At 42.5% G+C, this 19,890-nt stretch carries 17 protein-coding genes and 1 pseudogene; 8 read left to right on the top strand and 10 right to left on the bottom strand.

Translation table 11 applies throughout. The features are described from left to right. The first annotated feature begins 3 nt into the window (after positions 1-3). The 6 genes from H6G92_RS12050 to H6G92_RS12025 all read left to right on the top strand — a co-directional run bounded on the left by H6G92_RS12050 (position 4) and on the right by H6G92_RS12025 (position 6,102). On the top strand, positions 4-459 hold the full coding sequence (locus H6G92_RS12050) for a response regulator (protein WP_190893920.1): 456 nt from the start codon (positions 4-6) through the stop codon (positions 457-459). Positions 460-742: 283 nt separating this feature from the next. Next, complete coding sequence (locus tag H6G92_RS12045) at positions 743-2,440, top strand: ATP-binding protein (protein ID WP_190893919.1); 1,698 nt, start codon at positions 743-745, stop codon at positions 2,438-2,440. A 352-nt stretch (positions 2,441-2,792) separates the two neighbouring features. Further along, entirely contained in the window at positions 2,793-3,812 is a 1,020-nt protein-coding gene (locus H6G92_RS12040) for an SDR family NAD(P)-dependent oxidoreductase (protein WP_190893918.1), read from the top strand. 69 nt (positions 3,813-3,881) lie between these two features. Beyond that, on the top strand, positions 3,882-4,760 hold the full coding sequence (gene truB / locus H6G92_RS12035; protein WP_190893917.1) for a tRNA pseudouridine(55) synthase TruB: 879 nt from the start codon (positions 3,882-3,884) through the stop codon (positions 4,758-4,760). A gap of 76 nt (positions 4,761-4,836) precedes the next feature. After that, the gene (locus H6G92_RS12030; RefSeq protein WP_190893948.1) at positions 4,837-5,070 is read left to right on the top strand and encodes a hypothetical protein; all 234 of its coding nucleotides are present in this window, start codon (positions 4,837-4,839) and stop codon (positions 5,068-5,070) included. A 183-nt stretch (positions 5,071-5,253) separates the two neighbouring features. Continuing rightward, positions 5,254-6,102, top strand: a complete 849-nt coding sequence (locus H6G92_RS12025) for an alpha/beta fold hydrolase (RefSeq protein WP_190893916.1) — start codon at positions 5,254-5,256, stop codon at positions 6,100-6,102. Positions 6,103-6,271: 169 nt separating this feature from the next. On the opposite strand, the gene H6G92_RS12020 is transcribed toward H6G92_RS12025, so the two are convergent. From H6G92_RS12020 to carA, 5 genes are all read right to left on the bottom strand, one after another. Continuing rightward, the gene (locus H6G92_RS12020; RefSeq protein ID WP_190893915.1) at positions 6,272-6,574 is read right to left on the bottom strand and encodes a DUF1816 domain-containing protein; all 303 of its coding nucleotides are present in this window, start codon (positions 6,572-6,574) and stop codon (positions 6,272-6,274) included. A gap of 86 nt (positions 6,575-6,660) precedes the next feature. Continuing rightward, positions 6,661-7,722 carry a 23S rRNA (guanosine(2251)-2'-O)-methyltransferase RlmB gene (gene rlmB, locus H6G92_RS12015; protein ID WP_190893914.1) on the bottom strand — a complete coding sequence of 354 codons (1,062 nt, stop codon included), beginning with the start codon at positions 7,720-7,722 and terminating at the stop codon, positions 6,661-6,663. Between the two features lie 92 nt (positions 7,723-7,814). Beyond that, positions 7,815-8,294 (bottom strand): Mini-ribonuclease 3, encoded by a 480-nt coding sequence (locus tag H6G92_RS12010; RefSeq protein ID WP_190893913.1) that lies wholly within the window; start codon positions 8,292-8,294, stop codon positions 7,815-7,817. A gap of 575 nt (positions 8,295-8,869) precedes the next feature. After that, positions 8,870-9,235, bottom strand: a complete 366-nt coding sequence (locus tag H6G92_RS12005; protein WP_190893946.1) for an STAS domain-containing protein — start codon at positions 9,233-9,235, stop codon at positions 8,870-8,872. Positions 9,236-9,380: 145 nt separating this feature from the next. Next, entirely contained in the window at positions 9,381-10,547 is a 1,167-nt protein-coding gene (gene carA, locus H6G92_RS12000; protein WP_190893912.1) for a glutamine-hydrolyzing carbamoyl-phosphate synthase small subunit, read from the bottom strand. A gap of 226 nt (positions 10,548-10,773) precedes the next feature. Here carA and H6G92_RS11995 point away from each other — a divergent pair, with 226 nt between their 5' ends. Further along, positions 10,774-11,823 (top strand): retropepsin-like aspartic protease family protein, encoded by a 1,050-nt coding sequence (locus H6G92_RS11995; RefSeq protein WP_190893911.1) that lies wholly within the window; start codon positions 10,774-10,776, stop codon positions 11,821-11,823. On the opposite strand, the gene trpD is transcribed toward H6G92_RS11995, so the two are convergent. From trpD to H6G92_RS11980, 3 genes and pseudogenes are all read right to left on the bottom strand, one after another. After that, on the bottom strand, positions 11,753-12,844 hold the full coding sequence (gene trpD, locus H6G92_RS11990) for an anthranilate phosphoribosyltransferase (protein ID WP_190893910.1): 1,092 nt from the start codon (positions 12,842-12,844) through the stop codon (positions 11,753-11,755). The two genes, H6G92_RS11995 and trpD, sit on opposite strands and share 71 nt — an antisense overlap. Before the next feature lie 80 nt (positions 12,845-12,924). Then, positions 12,925-13,806, bottom strand: a complete 882-nt coding sequence (locus tag H6G92_RS11985) for a DNA adenine methylase (RefSeq protein ID WP_190893909.1) — start codon at positions 13,804-13,806, stop codon at positions 12,925-12,927. Positions 13,807-13,973: 167 nt separating this feature from the next. Continuing rightward, positions 13,974-14,168: pseudogene (locus H6G92_RS11980) on the bottom strand (transposase); the annotation flags it as partial. Between the two features lie 341 nt (positions 14,169-14,509). Between H6G92_RS11980 and H6G92_RS11975 the strand changes: the two are divergent. Then, a complete protein-coding gene (locus H6G92_RS11975) occupies positions 14,510-16,447 on the top strand; it encodes a cytochrome-c peroxidase (protein WP_313889958.1) in 1,938 nt (645 codons plus the stop codon). A gap of 75 nt (positions 16,448-16,522) precedes the next feature. Here the strand turns inward: H6G92_RS11975 and H6G92_RS11970 are convergent, their stop codons facing one another. Together H6G92_RS11970 and H6G92_RS11965 are read right to left on the bottom strand one after the other, a co-directional pair. Beyond that, positions 16,523-17,845, bottom strand: a complete 1,323-nt coding sequence (locus tag H6G92_RS11970; RefSeq protein ID WP_190893907.1) for a serine hydrolase — start codon at positions 17,843-17,845, stop codon at positions 16,523-16,525. A 470-nt stretch (positions 17,846-18,315) separates the two neighbouring features. After that, a complete protein-coding gene (locus tag H6G92_RS11965) occupies positions 18,316-19,494 on the bottom strand; it encodes a GNAT family N-acetyltransferase (protein ID WP_190893906.1) in 1,179 nt (392 codons plus the stop codon). Between the last annotated feature and the right edge of the window lie 396 nt (positions 19,495-19,890).

Here is a 19,890-nt window from a genome sequence, read left to right as displayed (position 1 = left end):
CGAATGACAAAAAAACTTCATGAACCTCTGCTCGTTGTTGAGGACAGCAATGAAGATTTTCGGATGCTACAACGTCTGATGCGGCGCATGTCCGTCCAGAACCCCATACATCGTTGTACTAATGGGGATGAGGTTTTAGACTTCCTCTATCAACAAGGAAGCGAAGCCTTACGCAACTCTCAAGTAGCACTAAGACCCTCTGTTATCTTGCTCGATCTGAATTTGCCAGGTATTGATGGCCGTGACATTTTAGATCGGCTCAAGCAAGACAAGAGTTTCAAGGAAATCCCCATCGTTGTTTTTACCACATCATCTAACCCCAAGGATATTGAATTGTGCTACCGAAAGGGCGCAAATGGATATCTGGTAAAGCCGATGGATGCTCAGGAACTAAAAAAGACGATTCAAGCATTTGTAGACTATTGGCTTGAGGCCAATATGCCGCCAGTCTTGGATTAATTTGTTTATTCTCTGTTGATGAGACAGTAGGGAAAAAAGGATAACAAAAGAGACGGCTCAGAGGGCACAGCGACATTTTCCTCTTTGAGTCACTGTGTCTGCTTGTCTCTTTTAGATGCATTTTCCCCATTTTCCTGTTATGCCGACTATTTAGTATGGCTTTAGAATTACTAAAGAATTTAGATTTTATTTACACTTATTTTATATTATTTTTAGAATTATGCAATAAAAACGCAATCTGGATAAAAGGGATCTACATGGCTCCCCGATCCTCATACTTATTATGTTGGACACATGGACGCTACTCATCATCGATGATTGTGCAGCAGATCGGAAAATCTATCGCCGATATCTTTTGAAAGATCCGCACCAGTCATACCAGATTTTTGAGGTAGACTGTGCAGAAGAAGCACTTGCTTTGTGCCAAAAAATGCGCTGCGATGTGATTCTGCTGGATTTTTGCCTACCTGATATGAGTGGGTTAGAACTCTTCGATCAGATGCAGCAGGAGATATTTGAGACTTCTGTCCCTGTGATTATGTTGACAGGGCGTGGTGATGAAGAGATAGCTGTGCAAGCAATGAAACGGGGTGCGTTGGATTATTTAGTCAAGCAAAATCTGACACAGGATGTACTGCAACTAGCAGTTCGCAACGCCATCAAGCAATCGTGCTTGCAAGCCCAACTCAGCAAAACTCAAGAGCGCCAACGCCTGATTGCCACGACTGCTCTAAGAATTCGCCAGTCTCTTAACCTAGAGCAAATTTTGAATACAGCTGTAGCTGAGGTACAGCAACTTCTGAAGTGCGATCGCGTGATAGTATATCAGTTCGCCCCAGATACTGACGGTAAAATAGTTGCCTCCTCAGTTGAGTCATACCGCACTGTAGCATTGTGCGATCGCGTCGGGACACGGGAAGAAGCGGGGGAGCAGGGAGCAGGGAGCAGGGAGCAGAGGAAGGAAAGAGGTAAATTAATGACTCATTCTCCCCCTTATATCTATGAGCTTGGCTTGTGTAATTGTGTCAGCCTGAAAGAGCAATTTAATACTAAGGCAAATTTAGTAGTTCCCATTAATCTGAGCAACAATGGGAACCCAACCCCCAAGCTTTGGGGCTTGTTGATTGCTCACCAGAATTCCGGGGAACGACAGTGGCAAACTGATGATGCCCAAATGCTCAATGAAGTTTCGGTGCAACTAGCGATCGCCATCCAACAAGCTGAATTGCTAGCCCAAACTCAAGCAGCACTTGCTAAAGAAAAGCAACTCAATACATTTAAATCTCAAATCATTGCAACGGTTTCCCATGAGTATCGAACGCCGCTAACTTCAATTCTTGCTGCTGCATCAACTTTGGTAAAACATAGCCAGCAACTGGATGAATCTAAACAACAAAGGTTTTTGGGAATAATTGAACAGAAAGCAAGGTATATGTCCAAACTCGTGGATAACATGCTTCTGGTTAACCAATTTGAACTGGAAAAACCAAAATTTAAGCCAATCCTACTCGATTTACTGCAATTTTTTTCTGAACTCATAGAACAAGAGCGAGAAACAGCAGGCGATCGCCACAAATTGATTTTTCAAATTAGTGGGAATAATCAAGGCTTTTGGGGCGATCGCGGGCTTTTGCAGCAAATTTTTATTAACTTAATATCCAATGCAATTAAGTATTCTCCAGATGGAGGTACTGTAGAATTCCACCTCATCGGTAAAGAATCACAAGTAATCTTTTCTATCAAAGATCAGGGAATTGGTATCCCAATGGCAGATCAAGAAAATTTGTTTCAATCGTTCAGTCGTGGAAGTAACGTTGACACAATTCCCGGTACAGGCTTAGGGCTTGCGATCGCTAAAGCTTGTGTCGAGTTACATGGTGGTGATATTACCTTGTCTAGTGAAGTGGGACAAGGAACTAAAGTTACAGTCAGTTTACCGAAGTTATCCCCAATAGGTCAACTATCCCCATCATTAACTTGATCGGTAGCAGTTGGTTATCAGTTAATCACTATGTTTAAAAACTTGTCATTACCCACATTTTTGTAATAGTCAAAGTATCGCGCTTACCAAGATTCCGCACAGATAAGGTACAGAAAAAATAATTAACCACAGATGAACATATATCCTCCTAGGGGAACGCATCTGTGCGCCCCTAATTAAAAATAGGGAATTTTAACAATATATAAACCTTGTTTCATATGAGTTTATTTTAGGATACTCATTTGATACTATTCGCTCTAGATAAATAATTTTCCTGTGTTCCTAACTCCTAAATACTTAGTTTATATTTTTTTGTCGATGTTACTAACTAACAAACTTTAAAGGAATAAATATGCAAACTCAAACGAGCAAATCAGATAAAACTGTGATAATCACAGGAGGGAATAAAGGATTAGGCTATTATTGTGCGAAAGCGATCGCAACATTAGACCCAAACTCCCATGTGATTATTGCTAGCCGCAACCAAAAGCAAGCAGCTTTGTCGGCAAAACGATTGATAGCCCAGACAGGTAACAAGTCTATCGAAGCATTGTTGTTGGATCTTGCATCGTTAACCTCTATCCGCACCTTTGTCAAAGACTTTGCAGTAGGTAAGCGCCCTCCCTTGCGTGCGATCGTGTGTAATGCAGGTACACAAGTTGTAACAGGCACAACTTACACCCAGGATGGTTTTGAAACTACCTTTGGAGTCAACCACCTTGGACATTTTTTACTGGTCAATCTCTTACTTCAGCACTTAGTTTCTCCAGCCCGAATTCTATTTGTCACCAGCGGGACACATTTCCCCAATGATAAGCCAAATCAAACTCTTAGTATGCCTTCTCCTGACTATCGCAATGCTTGGTTGCTTGCATTTCCTGATTTAGCTTCCACTCAAGAAGAGGAAGATGCTTATACAATTGGCAGGCAACGCTATACTACCTCAAAACTTTGTAATATTTTATGCGCCTATGAATTATCGCATCGCCTCCAGTCTCAGGGATACAGTAACCAGCAGCACCCGATTACGGTGAATACCTTCGATCCTGGACTCATGCCAGGTACAGGAATAATCCGTGACTATGACTTAATCAAGCGTTTCGCATGGACTTTTCTTTTGCCAGGATTCCGTCTCTTTGCGCCATACGTAAATACCACTAACAAATCTGGGAAAGACCTTGCCAAACTGATTCTTGACCATGAATTGGCAGGAGTAACAGGCAAATATTTTGTTGGTCTGCGGCAAGTTTCATCTTCTGATGAATCCTATGATCGAAAGAAAGCTGTAGAACTATGGGACACCAGTGCTGAACTAGTCAACCTTACTCCTGATGAAACCATTTTGCAATCGCCGGAATCTATATTGGATTAACCAGGCTGTTTGTTTCCCCATTAAGGCAATATAAAAGAATGCCTATTGTCAAACTTATAAAATTCCACTGTGCAAGGTTTTCTCAACTTAAACAAACCATTTGACTGGACTTCCCACGACTGCGTAGCGCGGGTGCGAAAATTGTTGCGCCTCAAACGTGTAGGACATGCGGGAACCTTAGATCCAGCAGCTACTGGGGTGTTACCAATCGCGCTTGGTAAAGCCACAAGATTATTGCAGTATCTGCCAGGAAACAAAGCTTACAAAGCCACTATTCGGCTGGGTGTGCGTACTACAACAGATGATTTGCAAGGTGAAGTCATCACTTCTCAACCTTGTGCTGGATTGAGTTTGGCACAGGTGAAAACTGCGTTACCACAATTTGAAGGCAAGATTGAGCAAATACCACCTAGTTACAGTGCAATTCAAGTGGATGGTAAACGTCTCTACGACTTAGCACGCCAAGGTAAAATGGTGGAAGTTCCAGTGCGAACAGTGGAAGTTTTTCAGATAGATATTTTGGACTGGAGAGAAGGAGAATTTCCCGAATTAGATGTGGCGATCGCTTGTGGTTCTGGTACATATATTAGAGCGATCGCTCGTGATTTAGGTGCAATTTTAGAAACTGGTGGCACTCTTGCCGCTTTGATTCGCACTCAAAGCAGTGGTTTCGATTTAACAGATAGTCTCACGTTGAGCGACTTAGAAACTAAACTACAAGCCGATACATTTCAACCGATTTCCCCAGATGCAGCTTTACAACATTTGTCATCTGTTACTTTACCAGCAGGATCTGCTCAAAAATGGTGTCAAGGTCAGCGGATTTCTCTAACTTTCGATGTTCCTGAAATAGTTCGAGTTTATGATGAAGAGACTCGCTTTTTAGGTATTGGGCAATTACAAGATGAAGTGTTAATTCCCCAAATGGTTTTTGAACCGATTTCTTAAAAGTGTAATAAGTTAAAGGGTTTAATTTGAATACATTTGACCACAATGTGTAAAATTGCCATCAACAGTAAATTAAATGGTAGCTCTACCCAATAACTGTTCTATTGGCTTTACTGACAAAAAAGGCTTTCTAAAGCTAAAGTTTGTTTTCACAGTCTCTGATATTGATGCTATAGCTCAGTCAATTCATAACACTCAAAGAATTGGTGAGTTGCTTCTTATCTATGATGAAAATCTAGAATTTGTAGATGAAAATTGGCTTTTAGATATTAATTCCCCTTTTTTGGATATCAAACTTCCTCATATCTGAATACTGTATGTAGCAATTTGAACTGTAATCGAACACTGCAATGCTTGGCAGCTAGCCGTATAACACGATTAGAAAAATAATATAACGAACTACTATGACAGAAAGGCCAAATCGAATTGAGGCAATTTTACAGCGGACAGCAGAAAGTGCTGAAGCGATCGCTAGACAGGAGAACAACAAGTAATGAGCGATCGCTATACTACACCTGCTGCACGTCTCAATGTTTACATCCAAGGTCAAGGATTCCCCATTCTTGGCCTACACGGTCATCCTGGTACTGGTCGTAGTCTTTCTGTCTTTACCAATCATTTATCAAAACGTTATAAAACTTTTGCCCCTGATTTACGTGGGTACGGCAAAAGTCGCTGGAATGGCAATTTTGATATGAATGACCATTTGACTGATTTAGAAGCGCTGTTAGACCGCCTTGAGATTGAAAAGTGCCTTGTATTGGGATGGTCACTTGGGGGCATTCTGGCAATGGAACTGGCATTACGTTTGCCAGAGCGCATTACAGGGCTGATTTTGGTGGCGACAGCCGCAAAACCCCGTGGCAGTCATCCTCCTATCACTTGGCAGGATAATTTATATACTGGCGTTGCTGCTCTAATAAACTATATAAAACCGAGTTGGCAATGGAATATTGAAACTTTTGGCAAGCGATCGCTTTTCCGCTACCTAATCCAACAACATACATCAACTACTTATAACTACATTGCCACTGAAGCGGTACCAGCTTATTTGCAGACCTCTCCTGCTGCTACTCGCGCCCTTTATAGTGCAATTCAATCGGGATACAACCGACTTCTAGATTTGCCACAAATACAATGTCCTAGTTTAGTACTTGCTGGTGACCAAGACCGCCACATCACATCTGATTCCAGCTTACAAACTGCTCAACACCTCAACAATTCTAAGTGGCAGTGCTATGCCAACACCGCCCATCTTTTTCCGTGGGAAGTCCCCCAGCAGGTGCTGAATGACATTGACCATTGGCTGGAAGAACATCCGCAGGTAATTGGTAGTCAATAGTCCAATATTTAAAAAATTTTGACTATTGACGAACAAGAAATGGAGAGTGAAGATGTGGTGACGCGGTGAGTGAAAAAGACGCAATAACGCGGTAAAAGAATTCTCTGTATCTCCGTGTCTTTGCGTCCCCGCATCAGAGCGTCCTGTTCATTCTCTGGCCTAACTTAACTTAAATTTGACCGCCAAAGGCAGGCTGTACTTTGCGGTCAAATCTTTCCCCCAAGTCTTCGGCGATTGTTAAGGTATTAGGTTTACAGCGCTTGACATTCACAGAAATTCCCTGCGCTCCTTCGATCTCCAAATCTTCTATATATCCAATGCTTGACAATCTTGCATCAGAAGAACTTAGAAATGGCCCGAAATAGTACGTGCAACGGGGATTTTGCGTCACAATCTCTACCCACCAAGCCAAGCCGATGGAGTCGAATGTGTTAATTAACACTTCCTTAAGGTTATGCCAAATGGTTTTCATGGTTTTCGCCAATTTATAAACGTCTACAGGGTGTTAAACGATATGTTGCTTTATTATCTTTTACATTTCTTTATACTCTGTTACTGTTATTTTTTCAAAGAGATTTTTTGTAATTTATCTAGGTGCAGCGTATTTAGCGATCGCTGGCGATAAATTTCATAAAGTGTCATACCCGCTGCTACAGAAGCATTGAGGCTGGGAGTCTTACCTTGAAGAGGAATCGATACTAAGAAATCACAGGAGCGTTGAGTTAACATACTCAGACCTTCACCTTCTGAGCCGATTACCAAAACGATTGGCCCAGTGAAATTTACTGTATGCACAGGTTCGCTTCCACTTGCAGCAGTGCCATAAATCCAAAAGCCAGCTTCTTTTAATTCTTCTAAGGCGCGGCTGAGGTTGACAACTCTAGCTACAGCAAAATTTTCTAAAGCGCCTGCTGCCACTTTCATCACAGTGGAAGTGATCCCAGATGCCCTTCTTTGAGGAATCACCAATCCTTGAGCGCCTATTGCTTCGGCGGTGCGAATAATTGCTCCCAAGTTGTGGGGATCAGTAATTCCATCAGCCACTACAATTACCGGATCGGTTACAGCTTTTGCTTGCTCAATGAGATCGGGCAATTCGATGTAGGCGTAGGGAGCAATTTGTGCAGCCACACCTTGATGATTGGCCCCGTTGGTGAGATAGTCTAAACGCTTGGGTTCAACCTCATCAATAACTGTGCCATTCTCCTTCGCTTGCAGCAGAAAATGGTGAAAGCTGGGATCGTAGCGCAGACGGGTAGTAATCCAAAGACGGTTGAGATTGCGCTGATTTTGCAACGCACTCAATACTGGATGACGACCGTAGATGAGATCGTTATCTTCTTCTATCGGTTGTGTAGATACAGACGGCTGGGAGAAGTTGCTATTTCGTTGGCGGGAGTTGCCAGAAATGGGGTTGCTATCTATTTTCCTGGGATTGCGAGTAGGGTTGCTATCTATTTTCCTAGGATTGCGAGTGGGATTAGCAACAGAGACGGGATTGCTATCTATTTTTCTAGGATTGCGAGTGGGATTAGTAATAATACGCTTACCCTGAATTTTTACGGGTTGCCCACGATTGGGTTCGTTAGAAGTTTTGACTTTTCTTGGTTTATTCTGCATTTGAGTTATAGATATAGCGAATGGTTGATAATCCCGATTACCTCAATTTCTTGAACTTAATCTACTGCTGTGGCTACTGTGAAATTGAGTTCTCACTCTTTTTCTACATGAAGCATTTGCAACAGTTCGTTTAGACGCTGGTAATCGGTGAGATATAAGTAGCCAATTAAGGTTTCTAGACTAGTTGCCTGTTGATAAATTTCGGGATTAAGTCGCTTAGGGCGTCCTGTAGCGGCGTTTCTACCCCGTCGGACAATTTCTAATTCGGTGTCCTTTAGATAAGGAATCAGCGATCGCAAATGTAGCGCTTGTGTTTCCGCTCTTACCTGCTCCACTACCAGACGATGGTAAATTCCTGACCGCTGCAATGGCAGCAGATAGAACATCCTAACATACAACTCATAAATTGCATCCCCCAAATATGCTAAAGCAGTAGGAGAAATTTTTTGCACTTGTGAGAGGGAAATCTGTTGGAATGGGGCTGTGGTTGCCAAGAGTGCTTGAGTCCAAGATAAACTCTGTTTGGGAGTTACATCTTGTCCATCTAATAGCTCTTCCTCCTGTGACTTCACAAATAAATCATTCCTTGACGGGCTACATTTGGCAGGCATTCTTTGCAAAGACTGATTTTTCTGAAGTAAGCCATAATACTATACTTAGCATAATCAATACTATCAGAAACACTTACTAATTCTATCTTTTTGATTGAAACTTGGCATTTTAGATCACCCTGATGTCAACGCCCATAAACCAAATTTCGCCTACTTGTGGTCTGTAGCTAAGATAGGGTAAAATTCTGACATCAAACTCACCCTGTTACTTGATCGCATTTTCATGCTTACTTAGCAAGCGACAATTTTTAACTATACAGTATCAAGTCAAGTTTACATATAGACAAATCTGCTAGCTTTGTATTTCGTACAACTTTTTCAGACTTGATTGTTTATCCGATAATAACTCAACAATTACATACCCAATAACTGGGTGTCTATATCTTTAGTTATTGCTTAACTTTAAACATAATAGCTCAACTGGCTTCGTGCCTCTCCCACAAGGAGAGAGGTTTTCTGCCAGAAGTTTTAAAAATTAAGCTATCCGATGTTGAATCTGGATAGCCAAATTGATCTCTCAGGTCGAGCAATCAAGACTACTTGACGTTTTCTAGAGCTTCTTCAACTGATTTTTGCAGGGAGAGAAACTTCTCTAGGCGAACAAGCTTGACCGTTTGAGTTACGCGGGCATTCGTGACAATTTGCAAAGTGCCCTCAGCAGTTTGAGCCTGCTTGGCTAGCTGTACCAGAGCACCCAAGCCAGAGCTATCAACAAAGTCGATTTGTGAGAGATCCAAAATAATGTGCTTAGGGCCCTCGTCAATCTTGCTGCCAAGCACCTTGCGAAATGTCGGTTCAGAAAAGGCATCTAACAAACCTGTGAGGCGGAATAGCTGACAGTTATCCCGGACTTCACGAGTGCCCCTCAGGCTAACGGTTAGATTCAGTGGCTCAGCAATAATTCCCTCCTCATGAGTTAAAGTGAACGCTCAAGTATAGATGGTTTTTGAGCAAGTTGTCTACAATCTGCTGGGATAGGGTATTGGGGATTGGGCATTGGAAAAACCCCTTCCTGTTTCCATATTCCCTATTCCCTGTTTCCTATTTTTAACTCACCTCAGCTACCACGGCTTGACGTGCTGTTCGCATGGCTTGAACAAATTGCTCAAACAAGTAATCAGCATCGTGAGGGCCAGGACTGGCTTCTGGGTGATACTGTACGGAGAACACAGGTAGAGATTTGTGACGTACCCCAGCAACGGTGCGATCGTTTAGGTTCAGGTGGCTGATTTCCACAACTGCCGTAGGTAAAGAATCTGGGTCAATAGCAAAACTATGGTTTTGGCTGGTAATTTCTACCCGTTGTTGTAAGCCGGCAGGCTGATTTAAACCACGGTGACCAAATTTGAGTTTATAGGTTTCTGCCCCTAGTGCATGACCTAAAATTTGATGCCCCATACAAATACCAAAGATGGGTTTTTCACTTAACAGAAGCGCTTTGGCAGTTGCAATCCCTTCGGTGACAGCAGCAGGGTCGCCAGGCCCATTAGAAAGAAACACACCATCTGGATTGTAGTTGAGGATTTCCTCTGGTGGCGTATCAGCAGGTACAACAATCACCCGACAACCATAACTTGTTAAGCGACGCAAAATATTGCGTTTTACACCAAAGTCAAGGGCAACAACGGTAAAGGGTTCTCCAAGATTTTCCGCAGCTTCAGAGTTGAATTCCCAAGCTGGAATTGTGGGATCTGTCCATTCATAAGCCTTTGCGGTGGTGACTTCCCGAACCAGATTCAATCCCGCCATGTTGGGAGCCGCCTGTACCTGCTCTAGCAATTCCGCCTCATCGAGAATGGCTGTGGAAATGCCACCGTTCATGGCTCCAAACATCCGAATTTTGCGAGTGAGGGCACGGGTATCGATGCCGTAAATCCCTGGTACTTGGTTTTGTTTAAGGTAGTCTGGTAAGGATTGTGTCGATCGCCAATTACTCGGTCGCTGACAAATATTCCGAGCGATCGCACCTCTAACCTGGGGCCCGTCTGATTCCTCATCTTCAGGATTGACACCAGTATTGCCTAATTCAGGATAGGTAAAAATGACAATTTGACCGCAGTAACTTGGGTCTGTTAATACTTCTTGGTAGCCGGTCATGCCAGTATTGAACACCACTTCTCCGATCGCGGTTCCCGTAGCACCGAAAGACCAACCGCGATAAGTGGTTCCATCTGCCAGGACAAGTAAAGCAGGTATTGCGTCAGACAGGGACATAGGCGATAGATTATGGATTGGGCATGGGGCATTGGGCATGGAGTATTGGGCATGGGGCATTAATCAATTGTCCCCCCTGCTTTTTATCCTTCATTCCCCAATACTGCGATTGTTAATTATCCCATGAGTTGAGCAATTGGGAGTTTTTAGGATAGTTAATTAAAATTAAAAGGGAATTAAAGTAGCGGGAGTGGATTTGGCAAAGCTTGGGCAGTTAAAATTAATTATGCTTCAGTCTTTTTTATCCCGTGCAACCCTAATTTTTGTATCAAGCGCTCTAGCGGTTTTGTGTGTTGCCTGTAGTGAAGACAAACGGAACACTGCGACTGGTAGCAATGAGCAACCCGTGCCAATTGGGGAGCTGGCATCAGTACAGCCTGTCGTCAAACCAGTAACACCAGCAACACCAGCAGTTACCCCAGAGGCACAACCCCTAGAGCCGTCTGAAAGTGAACCAAGCCTTTTTGAGATGGGGCTGGATAGAGCTGTTGGCGCTTGGACTATCAGCCAATCTGCTCAATCCCCAAGTGATTGGACTTTGGTGGCGAATCAGTACCAGGATGCGATCGCGCTGATGCAAAGAGTCCGGCGACAAAGCCCAGAATTTGCGATCGCTCAAACCAAAATCACCGAATATCGTCGCCAAATTAAATACGCCCAACAGCAAGCTAATCCTCGCCCTGTGCGCGTTGCCGAACCGAAGAGGATAGTAGTGGTTGTTCCCCAAACAGAAATCACACCAAAGTCTACCTTGCCTCCACAAGAAATCAAACCGTTACCAACAGAGCAAGGTTTGCCTTCATCAGCAGTGGTGATTCCAGATCAGGAAGTGTTTACAGCCCCGATTAAGAGGCGACTTGGTGGAACGCCAATTGTCGAAGTTACCTTTAATGGCCAGCGACAATTTGAGATGATTGTGGATACGGGAGCCAGTGGCACTGTAATCACCCAAGAGATGGCAAATACCTTAGGAATAGTGCCAGTGGGAAAAGCTAAGGCAAATACCGCTAGTTCAAGAGCTGTAGAATTTCCTGTGGGTTATGTTAATTCGATGGCACTTGGTGGGGTAATAGTGAATAAAGTACCAGTAGCGATCGCAGGTGCGGAACTAGAAACTGGACTTCTAGGACATGACTTTTTTGGCAACTACGATGTCACCATCAAACGTAATGTAGTAGAGTTTCGCCCGCAATTGCGATCGCAAATCAATTCCCCAGAAACTCAACTAACTGCTCCAACTTCGTCCAAGCTGCCCCACTTTGTAGGATATCCTTAGCGATTTTAATCCCTTGGGCATGATCGAGGAATGCGATCTTACCCGCTACTTGCAGCGCCAACGACGCATTCAACGCTACTGCATCCTGTTGTGCCTGATTTCCCTTACCTTGGAGTACAGCCTTGAGAATCTGCGCATTCTCTTGGACATCGCCACCCCGAAGCATACCGATGGGAGCAGGCGTTAAATCCAAATCTAGGGGATTAATGGTAGTTAACTGCACTCCTCCATCTGATAACACCGCCAAGTCGGTTAAATCCCCTAACCCAGCCTCATCAAGTTTTTCTCGCCCGTGCAACACAATCGCCTTTTCTTTGCCCAAATTCTGTAAAGCTTGGGCAACAGTTGCCAAAAGTTTGGGAGTAAATAAGCCCACTACCTGCCCAGTTGGACGCAAGGGATTTACTAACGGCCCAAGCAAATTAAACACCGTTCGCACCCTAAGAGTCCGTCGCAATTGGGCAACAGCCTTGAGTGCTGGATGCCAACCAGGGGCAAACAAGAAAGTGATCCCAACTTCTTGTAGTGCTGCTTGCACCTTTTCACTAGAGGCACTCAAGTTTACACCCAAGGCTTCCAAGACATCTGCACTTCCCGTGAGACTTGACGCTGAACGATTGCCGTGTTTGGCGACAGGTACACCATAGGCTGCCGCAACAAAAGCAACCGCTGTAGAAATATTAAAGGTTGATGATCCATCTCCACCAGTGCCACAGGTATCTATTACAGTGCTGTTAGCGGTAGCGAGGCGTTGAGCCAGTGCTGAGTTGTCAGTGCTGAGTGGGGAACATTGAGATTGTAATACTTCAGCCATGCCGGTCAACTCGTCGGCAGAAACGCCTTTAAAGTTCAGCGCTGTTAAAATAGCCCCTGATAACTCTGGGGGAACCGCTTCACTGAGCCAACCTTGCATCAATTCAGCAGCTTGAGTACGGGACAAGGATTGGCCATCTATTAATTGTTGCAGCAGGACATACCAGCTAGCAGAGGATTCTTGAGCAGGGATTGGGGAAGTTGTCATAGCTAAGGTTTGTATGTTGTAGCTATATTGAGAGCTATGGGGTTATCCTACCGGAAAATTGGAAGCGATCAAAGTTAGGTTTAAATCTCAAGGCTTAATTGCAAAGCTGGATTAACAAGGTTCTGATTTTCTGCTTTTTTATCCAAATAAAGTTTAACTTCGTAATTAGTAATGAATAACTCTTTTCCTTTAGCTGCACCACTCTGCTTATAGTTATTCATGCCATACTGCAATTCCCATGCTGAGATATTAGCCCACTGAAAATTTTCTCTAATTTGGGGTGAGTCATCGTAGGTAATTAGCCAGCGATGATGACATTGTTGCAAAAGTTCAGCAAATCTATGATGCTCAAAAGAGGTGTGCAAGTCACCATCTTTACCATATAGCTTTGATTTTGTAGCACTAAAATATGGTGGATCTAAAAATAAAAATACATCTTCTCCTTTTGATTTTAATAGGTGGCTGTAATCCAAATTAGTAATTTGCACATTTTTGTCCAAAATATATTCTAACTTTTCTAGTCGTTCTATTGAAGAATCAGTAAAGCGTTTATGGAAAGCTTGTTGAGAAAAACCACCGGATTCTACAGTTCCTGAAAAAGTAATTCTATTGAGTACGAAAAAGCGAACTGCTCTTTCTAAATCAGATAAATTATTGACATCTACACTAGTTAGTTCTGTGAAAAGTAATTTACCATCTGTATGTTTGACTTTAATATGTCGAATTTCTTTAACTAACTGACCTATATCAGATTGAGCAAATTTCCAGAATAAGAAGAGTTCGCGGTTTAAATCATTAATCCAAATCTTGATATGAGGAAAATTTTGCTTTAAATAAATAAAAACAGAACCACCACCCACAAAAGGTTCTCGAACTTCTGAAAAGCTCTCTGGTAAGTATTCGACTATCTGATTAATTGCTTTTGACTTACCACCAGGATATCGTAGAGGACTTTTGATCATAACAGAAAATTATAACTTTAAAAATTACTGGATATTTCTAGTTTAAGTTTCTGATTATTTTAAGCTTCTAAAGCTAATTTTTTGATAATTTTTTTTTTAATTCGTATTAAAATTTTTAATATTAACTTCTAAAAAATATTCTAAGAAACCATTTATAAAGTAAATATTTAGACAGCTAGCCGACGGAGCATAATTCGAGTCATAACAGCATATATAGCAGGCTCACTCATTTCAGGAAGATGCTCATAATCCTTGCTAAGACGACGATACTGATTAAACCATCCGAAGGTGCGCTCTACTACCCAACGTTTAGGTAAAACCTCAAACCCAGACTCCATACGATGCATCACTTCGACAGAGATTTGAATCAAATTTTTTGGTAGCCCTATGGCATTTTTGTTCACATAAAATTCGTAATTTGCGTAATTACTTTACATGAATATTACATTTCAAACTTCCTTGTAAACGTATAATTTGTTTCGGTGTTATTTTATTACAAAAAGCTATGGGAATTATACCCATAATAAGCTTAGTAATCTTTATTACTAGCTTATCAATTTACTTGCTACTGACCTCAAAAGGTCGATTTTTGCTCAAATCTTTGGCGACAAAAATAAAGCGCCAAGAGTGGAGATTCAGATATGGCAAGCTTAACTATTTGAGATCAAGAATTTCAAGGGCTATAACAATTGCTGCGATTATTATGACAGCAGTAATAGCTGGAAATACTGTATCAGCCCAGGTTACGCCGCCGCCTCTAACTTCGCTCAAGAGCATATCAGTTCCTGAGCCTGACAATCTTGGAGACTTCGTAAAAGACAAAGTAGCTGCCATCAAGTTAGGAAAAACTCTTTTTTGGGATATGCAGATTGGGAGCGACGGAGTGACCGCCTGTGCTAGTTGTCACTTCCATGCTGGAGCCGACAATAGATCCAAAAATCAGATTGCTCCTGGACTTTTGCGGATTAACCCTGATGGTACAGAGAACCCGGATACAGTTTTTGATGTAGGCGGCGCACCCAACTACCAACTCAAACCAGAAGATTTTCCCTTCCACAAGGTGTCGAACCCAAATGATCCTACGACCGTTATATCTGACCGTAACGATGTCAGTTCATCTCAGGGGGTCTTCAACACTAAGTTTATTGATGTCAAACCTGGTAGTGCGGAAGACCAAGTAAAAAACGAGCCAGATCCGGTATTTAACGTGGGAGGCATTAATGTACGCCGCGTCGAGCCGCGTAATACCCCAACCGTGATTAATACAGCATTCAACTTTCGCAACTTCTGGGATGGAAGGGCGCAGGATATCTTTAATGGGGTGAATCCTTTCGGTTTAAGAGACCCTAACGCTGCTGTCGTCAAAGCAGAAAATCCAAATCAACTAGAATTTGTGAAAATCAGCCTGAAGAACTCGTCTTTGGCTTCTCAGGCGGTCGGCCCACCACTCAGTTCCTTTGAGTCCTCTGCTGATGGTCGCACCTTTGAAGAAATTGGTGATAAGTTCGGGCGAATTGACAAAAAATCTCTTAGCGCTGCTAAGGGTAAAAAGCTCCCCCGCAAACTTGCGAAAAAGTTATTACCTCTTAGACCGCTAGGTAAACAGGTTGTGCATCCACAAGACAGTGTTTTAGGTGCAGATAGTAGATCGCCCAAACCCGGACTCAAAGATAGAACCTATGAGCAGATGATTAAAGATGCCTTCAAATCGGAGTGGTGGAAGTCGAATCGACTCATCCAAGTTGATGCTGAAGGTAGACGGACTTTTGTCAAAAAGCCCGATCGCTCTTTGCAGACTAATGAGTACACATTGATGGAGTACAACTTCTCACTATTCTTTGGGCTTGCAGTTCAGTTGTACGAATCTACACTCATTTCCGATAATACACCCTACGATCGCTTCTTGGAAGGAAACACCACCGCCCTAACCGAGCAGCAGCAACGAGGGAAACAACTATTCGAGGGTAAGGCTCGGTGTATCGGTTGTCACGGTGGATTAGAACTCACCAACGCCTCGGTTACCAATATACAGAACCAACGACTGGCAACCATAAACATCCCCAATCAAAGAATTGTCTTTGACAGTGGCTTCTTCAATATCGGTGTTAGACCCACCCTAGAAGATACTGGTGTTGGTGGTCAAGACCCATTCGGTAACCCGCTTTCAGAGTCACGAGTCGCTGCTTTGGGTAAATTCCCACAACTTCTCGATTCAAACCCGAATATTACAGTTAGTTCAAATGACAGAATAGTTGCGGATGGAAGCTTTAAGACTCCCGGATTACGCAACATAGAACTCACCGCCCCTTATTTTCACAATGGTGGCTATTTGACTCTGCTGCAAGTGGTGGACTTCTATAATCGTGGTGGAGATTTCCGCCAACAAAGCGCCCTCGCCCCGTTGGGATTAACCGAAACTGAAAAAGATGACTTGGTAGCCTTTATGAAAGGACTTACCGATGAGCGAGTTCTTTATGACAAAGCGCCCTTTGATCATCCGCAACTTTTCATTCCCAATGGACATCCAGGTAATTCTACATCCGTTACCAATGATAGTACTGGCAAGGCCACAGATAGCCTACTGGAAATTCCTGCTGTTGGTAAGAATGGTGGTAGTGGTACCCCAAATTTCTTAAGTTAAGTAGCAAGGTAACTCAGGCGTGGGGTAAGGGAGATGAAGAAAAACTTTTAACTCCCCACTTCCCACTCCTGATTGCTAACGAGTGGGTAGGCGTAGCCCGCCGGAGGCATCGCTGGAGTTCGGTTCTATATTGCTAACTCTGGCTTGGTTTAGGTAATTGTAGACTCTGCGAGAAACTTCACGGACAAAATCTCCAGCTCTGCGATCGTGGTTTGGTCTTTGCACCAAAACACCTGCTAAATAGCTTTTACCGTTAGGCATTTCAATAATACCCGCATCACCAATGATAAATCTCAATGTACCAGTTTTGTGGGCGATCCTAGCTCCTTTACCAATACCAGCTGGTAGCAAACTATTAGTTTTGACACGGCGCATAATGCCTAAAACTTGATTGCGGCTATTTGAGGAAAGCAAACGATTGTTAGAAACTAACGCCGCCAATCTGACCAAATCTTTGGAACTGGTTGTATTTTTGCCAGGAATGTCTGGAAGTAAATTCTGAATTGCTGTATTTTGCAATCCCCAATTACGAAAACGTTGGTTAACTTTTGCTGCACCACCTAAACGATCAAGAACCATATTTGTTGCGGTATTATCGCTAATCGTCATCATCAAGGTAGCAGTTTGGAGGACGCTAAATTTAGTTCCGACGGGTTTGTATTTCATAGTTCCGGCTTCACCAACCCTTAAATCGCGCCGCATCACTAATTTATCTGTTAGTTTAATTCTACCAGCGTCTATTTCTTGAAAAAGAGCTACTAACAAGGGAAATTTTATTGTACTGGCAGCAGCAAATCTTTTTTCACCATTAATATCTATATAGTTACCTGTATCTAAATCTAAGAAAAATATTCCTGGATTCAATGTTTTATAAGTTGCTAACAATGCGCGAATTTGAGAACTGATACCCTTCATTTCTTGGCCAAGATTTACAACTCCCGCAAATGTTGAGGCATCTGTAGAATTTATGGCAACATCTTCTCTGTTTTCCCCAGGAATGTTATTGCTTTGGCGGTCAAATGAGTTGAATTTTACAATCCAATGGGAACGAGAATCTCCCTTGATAGATAGATTGCGGGAAGCAATATGATAACCTGGAGCTAATTCTACGACAAAACGAGTTGTTTTACTGTCTGGTTTTCCGATACGAATTTCTTTAATCGCATTACCAAAACTTTTTTTGACACTATCTGAATTAAAACTAGTTCCAGGTAAGTCAATTATTAATCGATTAGGATTATCTAATAAAAAGGCTTTTGGTTGGATTCCAGAAGTTGTAGTTAGGTGTAATTGGTTTTGCTTAGAGTCAAAGTACCAAGACTGTAATCGTGAGGCTTTAGCTTGTCCTGCAACTAGAAGCAAACTGCTTAAACCGATCGCAAGTAAATGTGATTTCATGTTGTGATTGTAGGTATGCAACTATGTAGGTAGCAACTAATCAACTTGAGCTTAGATTGTTTTCTGATAATCATACTGAAATTCAGGACAGAAAACACAAATTCCCTTAAGTTATTTTTTTGATGATAAGTAATGTAGAGATCATCCAAATTTGTAGCTTGTAGTTGGCGCTATCTTCGCTCAAACGCCAACTACAAACTTTAATTGATTCATCTCTACTTACTTATCTAGGATTAGATAATCATGATTTATCAAAAAAACGCTGACAGCCTTGTTTATGATATGAATTGACAACAGAAATTGCTAATCTAGCGGAACGACGATCTAATGATTAATTATGTTTCCAACTTATATTTTGCTGATTGGGGAGCGTCGGGGATGTGAGTTGAGTAAAAACTGGAGGCACAACAGTTTAATCCCTTCCCCATTACCCCTTATCCCCAGAGGAGGCCCAACCTTCCCCACTCCCCTTAAAAGAAATCAGCCATCCAAGGAGAGCTACCTGCAAATATTTGCGTAGCTGCTATGATAGCCGTTTCTGTGCCATCAAGTTTTCCCGCTATTTGCAAATGGTAGGGGGTAAACAAACTTGTATACAATGGTGCCAATTCCCGGATATTTAGCTGTAATTCGCCCTTTCCACCTCTTGTGACTTCACCACGTCCGTTGGCAACAGAAAGGATGAATTTATCATTATTTCCAGTTAGCAAATTATCTTGAATTTCTAGGTGCAATTCAGTTTCGATTCCCAATGGATAACCCCGCGCCTCCAGCGCCTTGACTACATCTATCACCCGTAGCATCCAACGACTCTCACGCCATATCTTGGCAGTTTGCTCTGGTAGTAGCAATGTCAGGGAATCAATCGCAGAACTCTTCCATCGCACCTTGTGAATTTGAGAGCGATGATTTGCTAGAAAAGACCAGAAAGTTTGTGTAGCAGCAACTGTGCCCAGTACCCAATCTTTCACCCAGAGGATTTCACCATCCTCTGTTCGCTCTTGAGTAAAGATGATGTAGCCTTGGGGCTGGTCTTTAGTACCAATAAAATAGGCATAGACTGTTTCTTTCTCATCTGGTTGGATTATTCGCTGCCAGATTGCTGGATGTCTGTCTAAATATCCATGCGTTTGTTTCGCCTGCTGCTGATATAGCTGATGAAAGACTTCATGATTAATGCTCACTACTGGTTCTAAAGGTAGGGGTTGCTCCCGCACCTGGATATTCCTAGTAGCAACTTCCCAAATACACCAGCTACCCCCCTGCTCATAACCTACTTTTCGGTACAAAGTTTGAACCGCCGGATAAAGAGCGGAAATCGCCACACCCCTAGCATAAAGTTCTTTGAGGGTGTGCTGCATGAGAGCGATCGCAGCTCCCGAACCACGATACTCTGGAGCAATGCCCACTGCGGCGATTCCTGTCATTGGTACACGTTGACCACCCCACCACTGGCCCATATCCAGAGTTGCCAATCCACCAGCTAATTGCTCTAATCCCCGAATAATGCGGAAATTTTTTATACCAATCAGGTTGATGTAAGCTTCCTCGCCACTAAGCCCGCTGATAAAACACTGCTCAAGGATATACATCAGCTGCTGAATATCCTGCGGATGGCTGAGAGTGCTGTATTCAAATTGAGCCGTCATCTCTTTTACCATTAGTATTACAAAATCAGAATCATACTACAAAGAATGTTTCTTTAGTGCTTCATCAACTCAGTACACAAGGAAAAGATTAATGCGGTTTGTATTTGCAGATATGGGATATTTAGTAGGTTTGCTTAATCCTCATGTTGATTTATATAACAAAGCTGTACAAATTTCACAAGCTTTATACACCTGAAGTTTCGACTTCTTGAACTTCAACGTTGACCTTCTGAACTCGAAACTTGGCTTTAAAAGCTAGCTGACATTCAAATTTCGATTATAGAATAACTCGGTAAGCGTAAATTTATACTATTTAACTTTAAGGTTGATACAAATATGTTGGTAGGGTAGCACCGCTGTGCTACCCTACGGTAAATCTATATATATCAAGATTTT

The sequence above is a fragment of the Nostoc foliaceum FACHB-393 genome, assembly GCF_014698505.1.
Taxonomy (GTDB): Bacteria; Cyanobacteriota; Cyanobacteriia; order Cyanobacteriales; family Nostocaceae; genus Nostoc; species Nostoc foliaceum_A.
The sequence above is the reverse complement of the archived record's forward strand: the minus strand, read 5'-3'. Positions and strand labels throughout refer to the sequence as shown.

What these genes read in the sequence shown, in the direction of transcription:
- H6G92_RS12050 (WP_190893920.1), top strand. Translation starts at nt 4, where the DNA reads ATGACAAAAAAACTTCATGAACCTCTGCTCGTTGTTGAGGACAGCAAT.
- H6G92_RS12045 (WP_190893919.1), top strand. Translation starts at nt 743, where the DNA reads ATGTTGGACACATGGACGCTACTCATCATCGATGATTGTGCAGCAGAT.
- H6G92_RS12040 (WP_190893918.1), top strand. Translation starts at nt 2,793, where the DNA reads ATGCAAACTCAAACGAGCAAATCAGATAAAACTGTGATAATCACAGGA.
- H6G92_RS12030 (WP_190893948.1), top strand. Translation starts at nt 4,837, where the DNA reads ATGGTAGCTCTACCCAATAACTGTTCTATTGGCTTTACTGACAAAAAA.
- H6G92_RS12025 (WP_190893916.1), top strand. Translation starts at nt 5,254, where the DNA reads ATGAGCGATCGCTATACTACACCTGCTGCACGTCTCAATGTTTACATC.
- H6G92_RS12020 (WP_190893915.1), bottom strand. Translation starts at nt 6,574, where the DNA reads ATGAAAACCATTTGGCATAACCTTAAGGAAGTGTTAATTAACACATTC.
- rlmB (WP_190893914.1), bottom strand. Translation starts at nt 7,722, where the DNA reads ATGCAGAATAAACCAAGAAAAGTCAAAACTTCTAACGAACCCAATCGT.
- carA (WP_190893912.1), bottom strand. Translation starts at nt 10,547, where the DNA reads ATGTCCCTGTCTGACGCAATACCTGCTTTACTTGTCCTGGCAGATGGA.
- H6G92_RS11995 (WP_190893911.1), top strand. Translation starts at nt 10,774, where the DNA reads ATGCTTCAGTCTTTTTTATCCCGTGCAACCCTAATTTTTGTATCAAGC.
- trpD (WP_190893910.1), bottom strand. Translation starts at nt 12,844, where the DNA reads ATGACAACTTCCCCAATCCCTGCTCAAGAATCCTCTGCTAGCTGGTAT.
- H6G92_RS11985 (WP_190893909.1), bottom strand. Translation starts at nt 13,806, where the DNA reads ATGATCAAAAGTCCTCTACGATATCCTGGTGGTAAGTCAAAAGCAATT.
- H6G92_RS11975 (WP_313889958.1), top strand. Translation starts at nt 14,510, where the DNA reads ATGACAGCAGTAATAGCTGGAAATACTGTATCAGCCCAGGTTACGCCG.
- H6G92_RS11970 (WP_190893907.1), bottom strand. Translation starts at nt 17,845, where the DNA reads ATGAAATCACATTTACTTGCGATCGGTTTAAGCAGTTTGCTTCTAGTT.
- H6G92_RS11965 (WP_190893906.1), bottom strand. Translation starts at nt 19,494, where the DNA reads ATGACGGCTCAATTTGAATACAGCACTCTCAGCCATCCGCAGGATATT.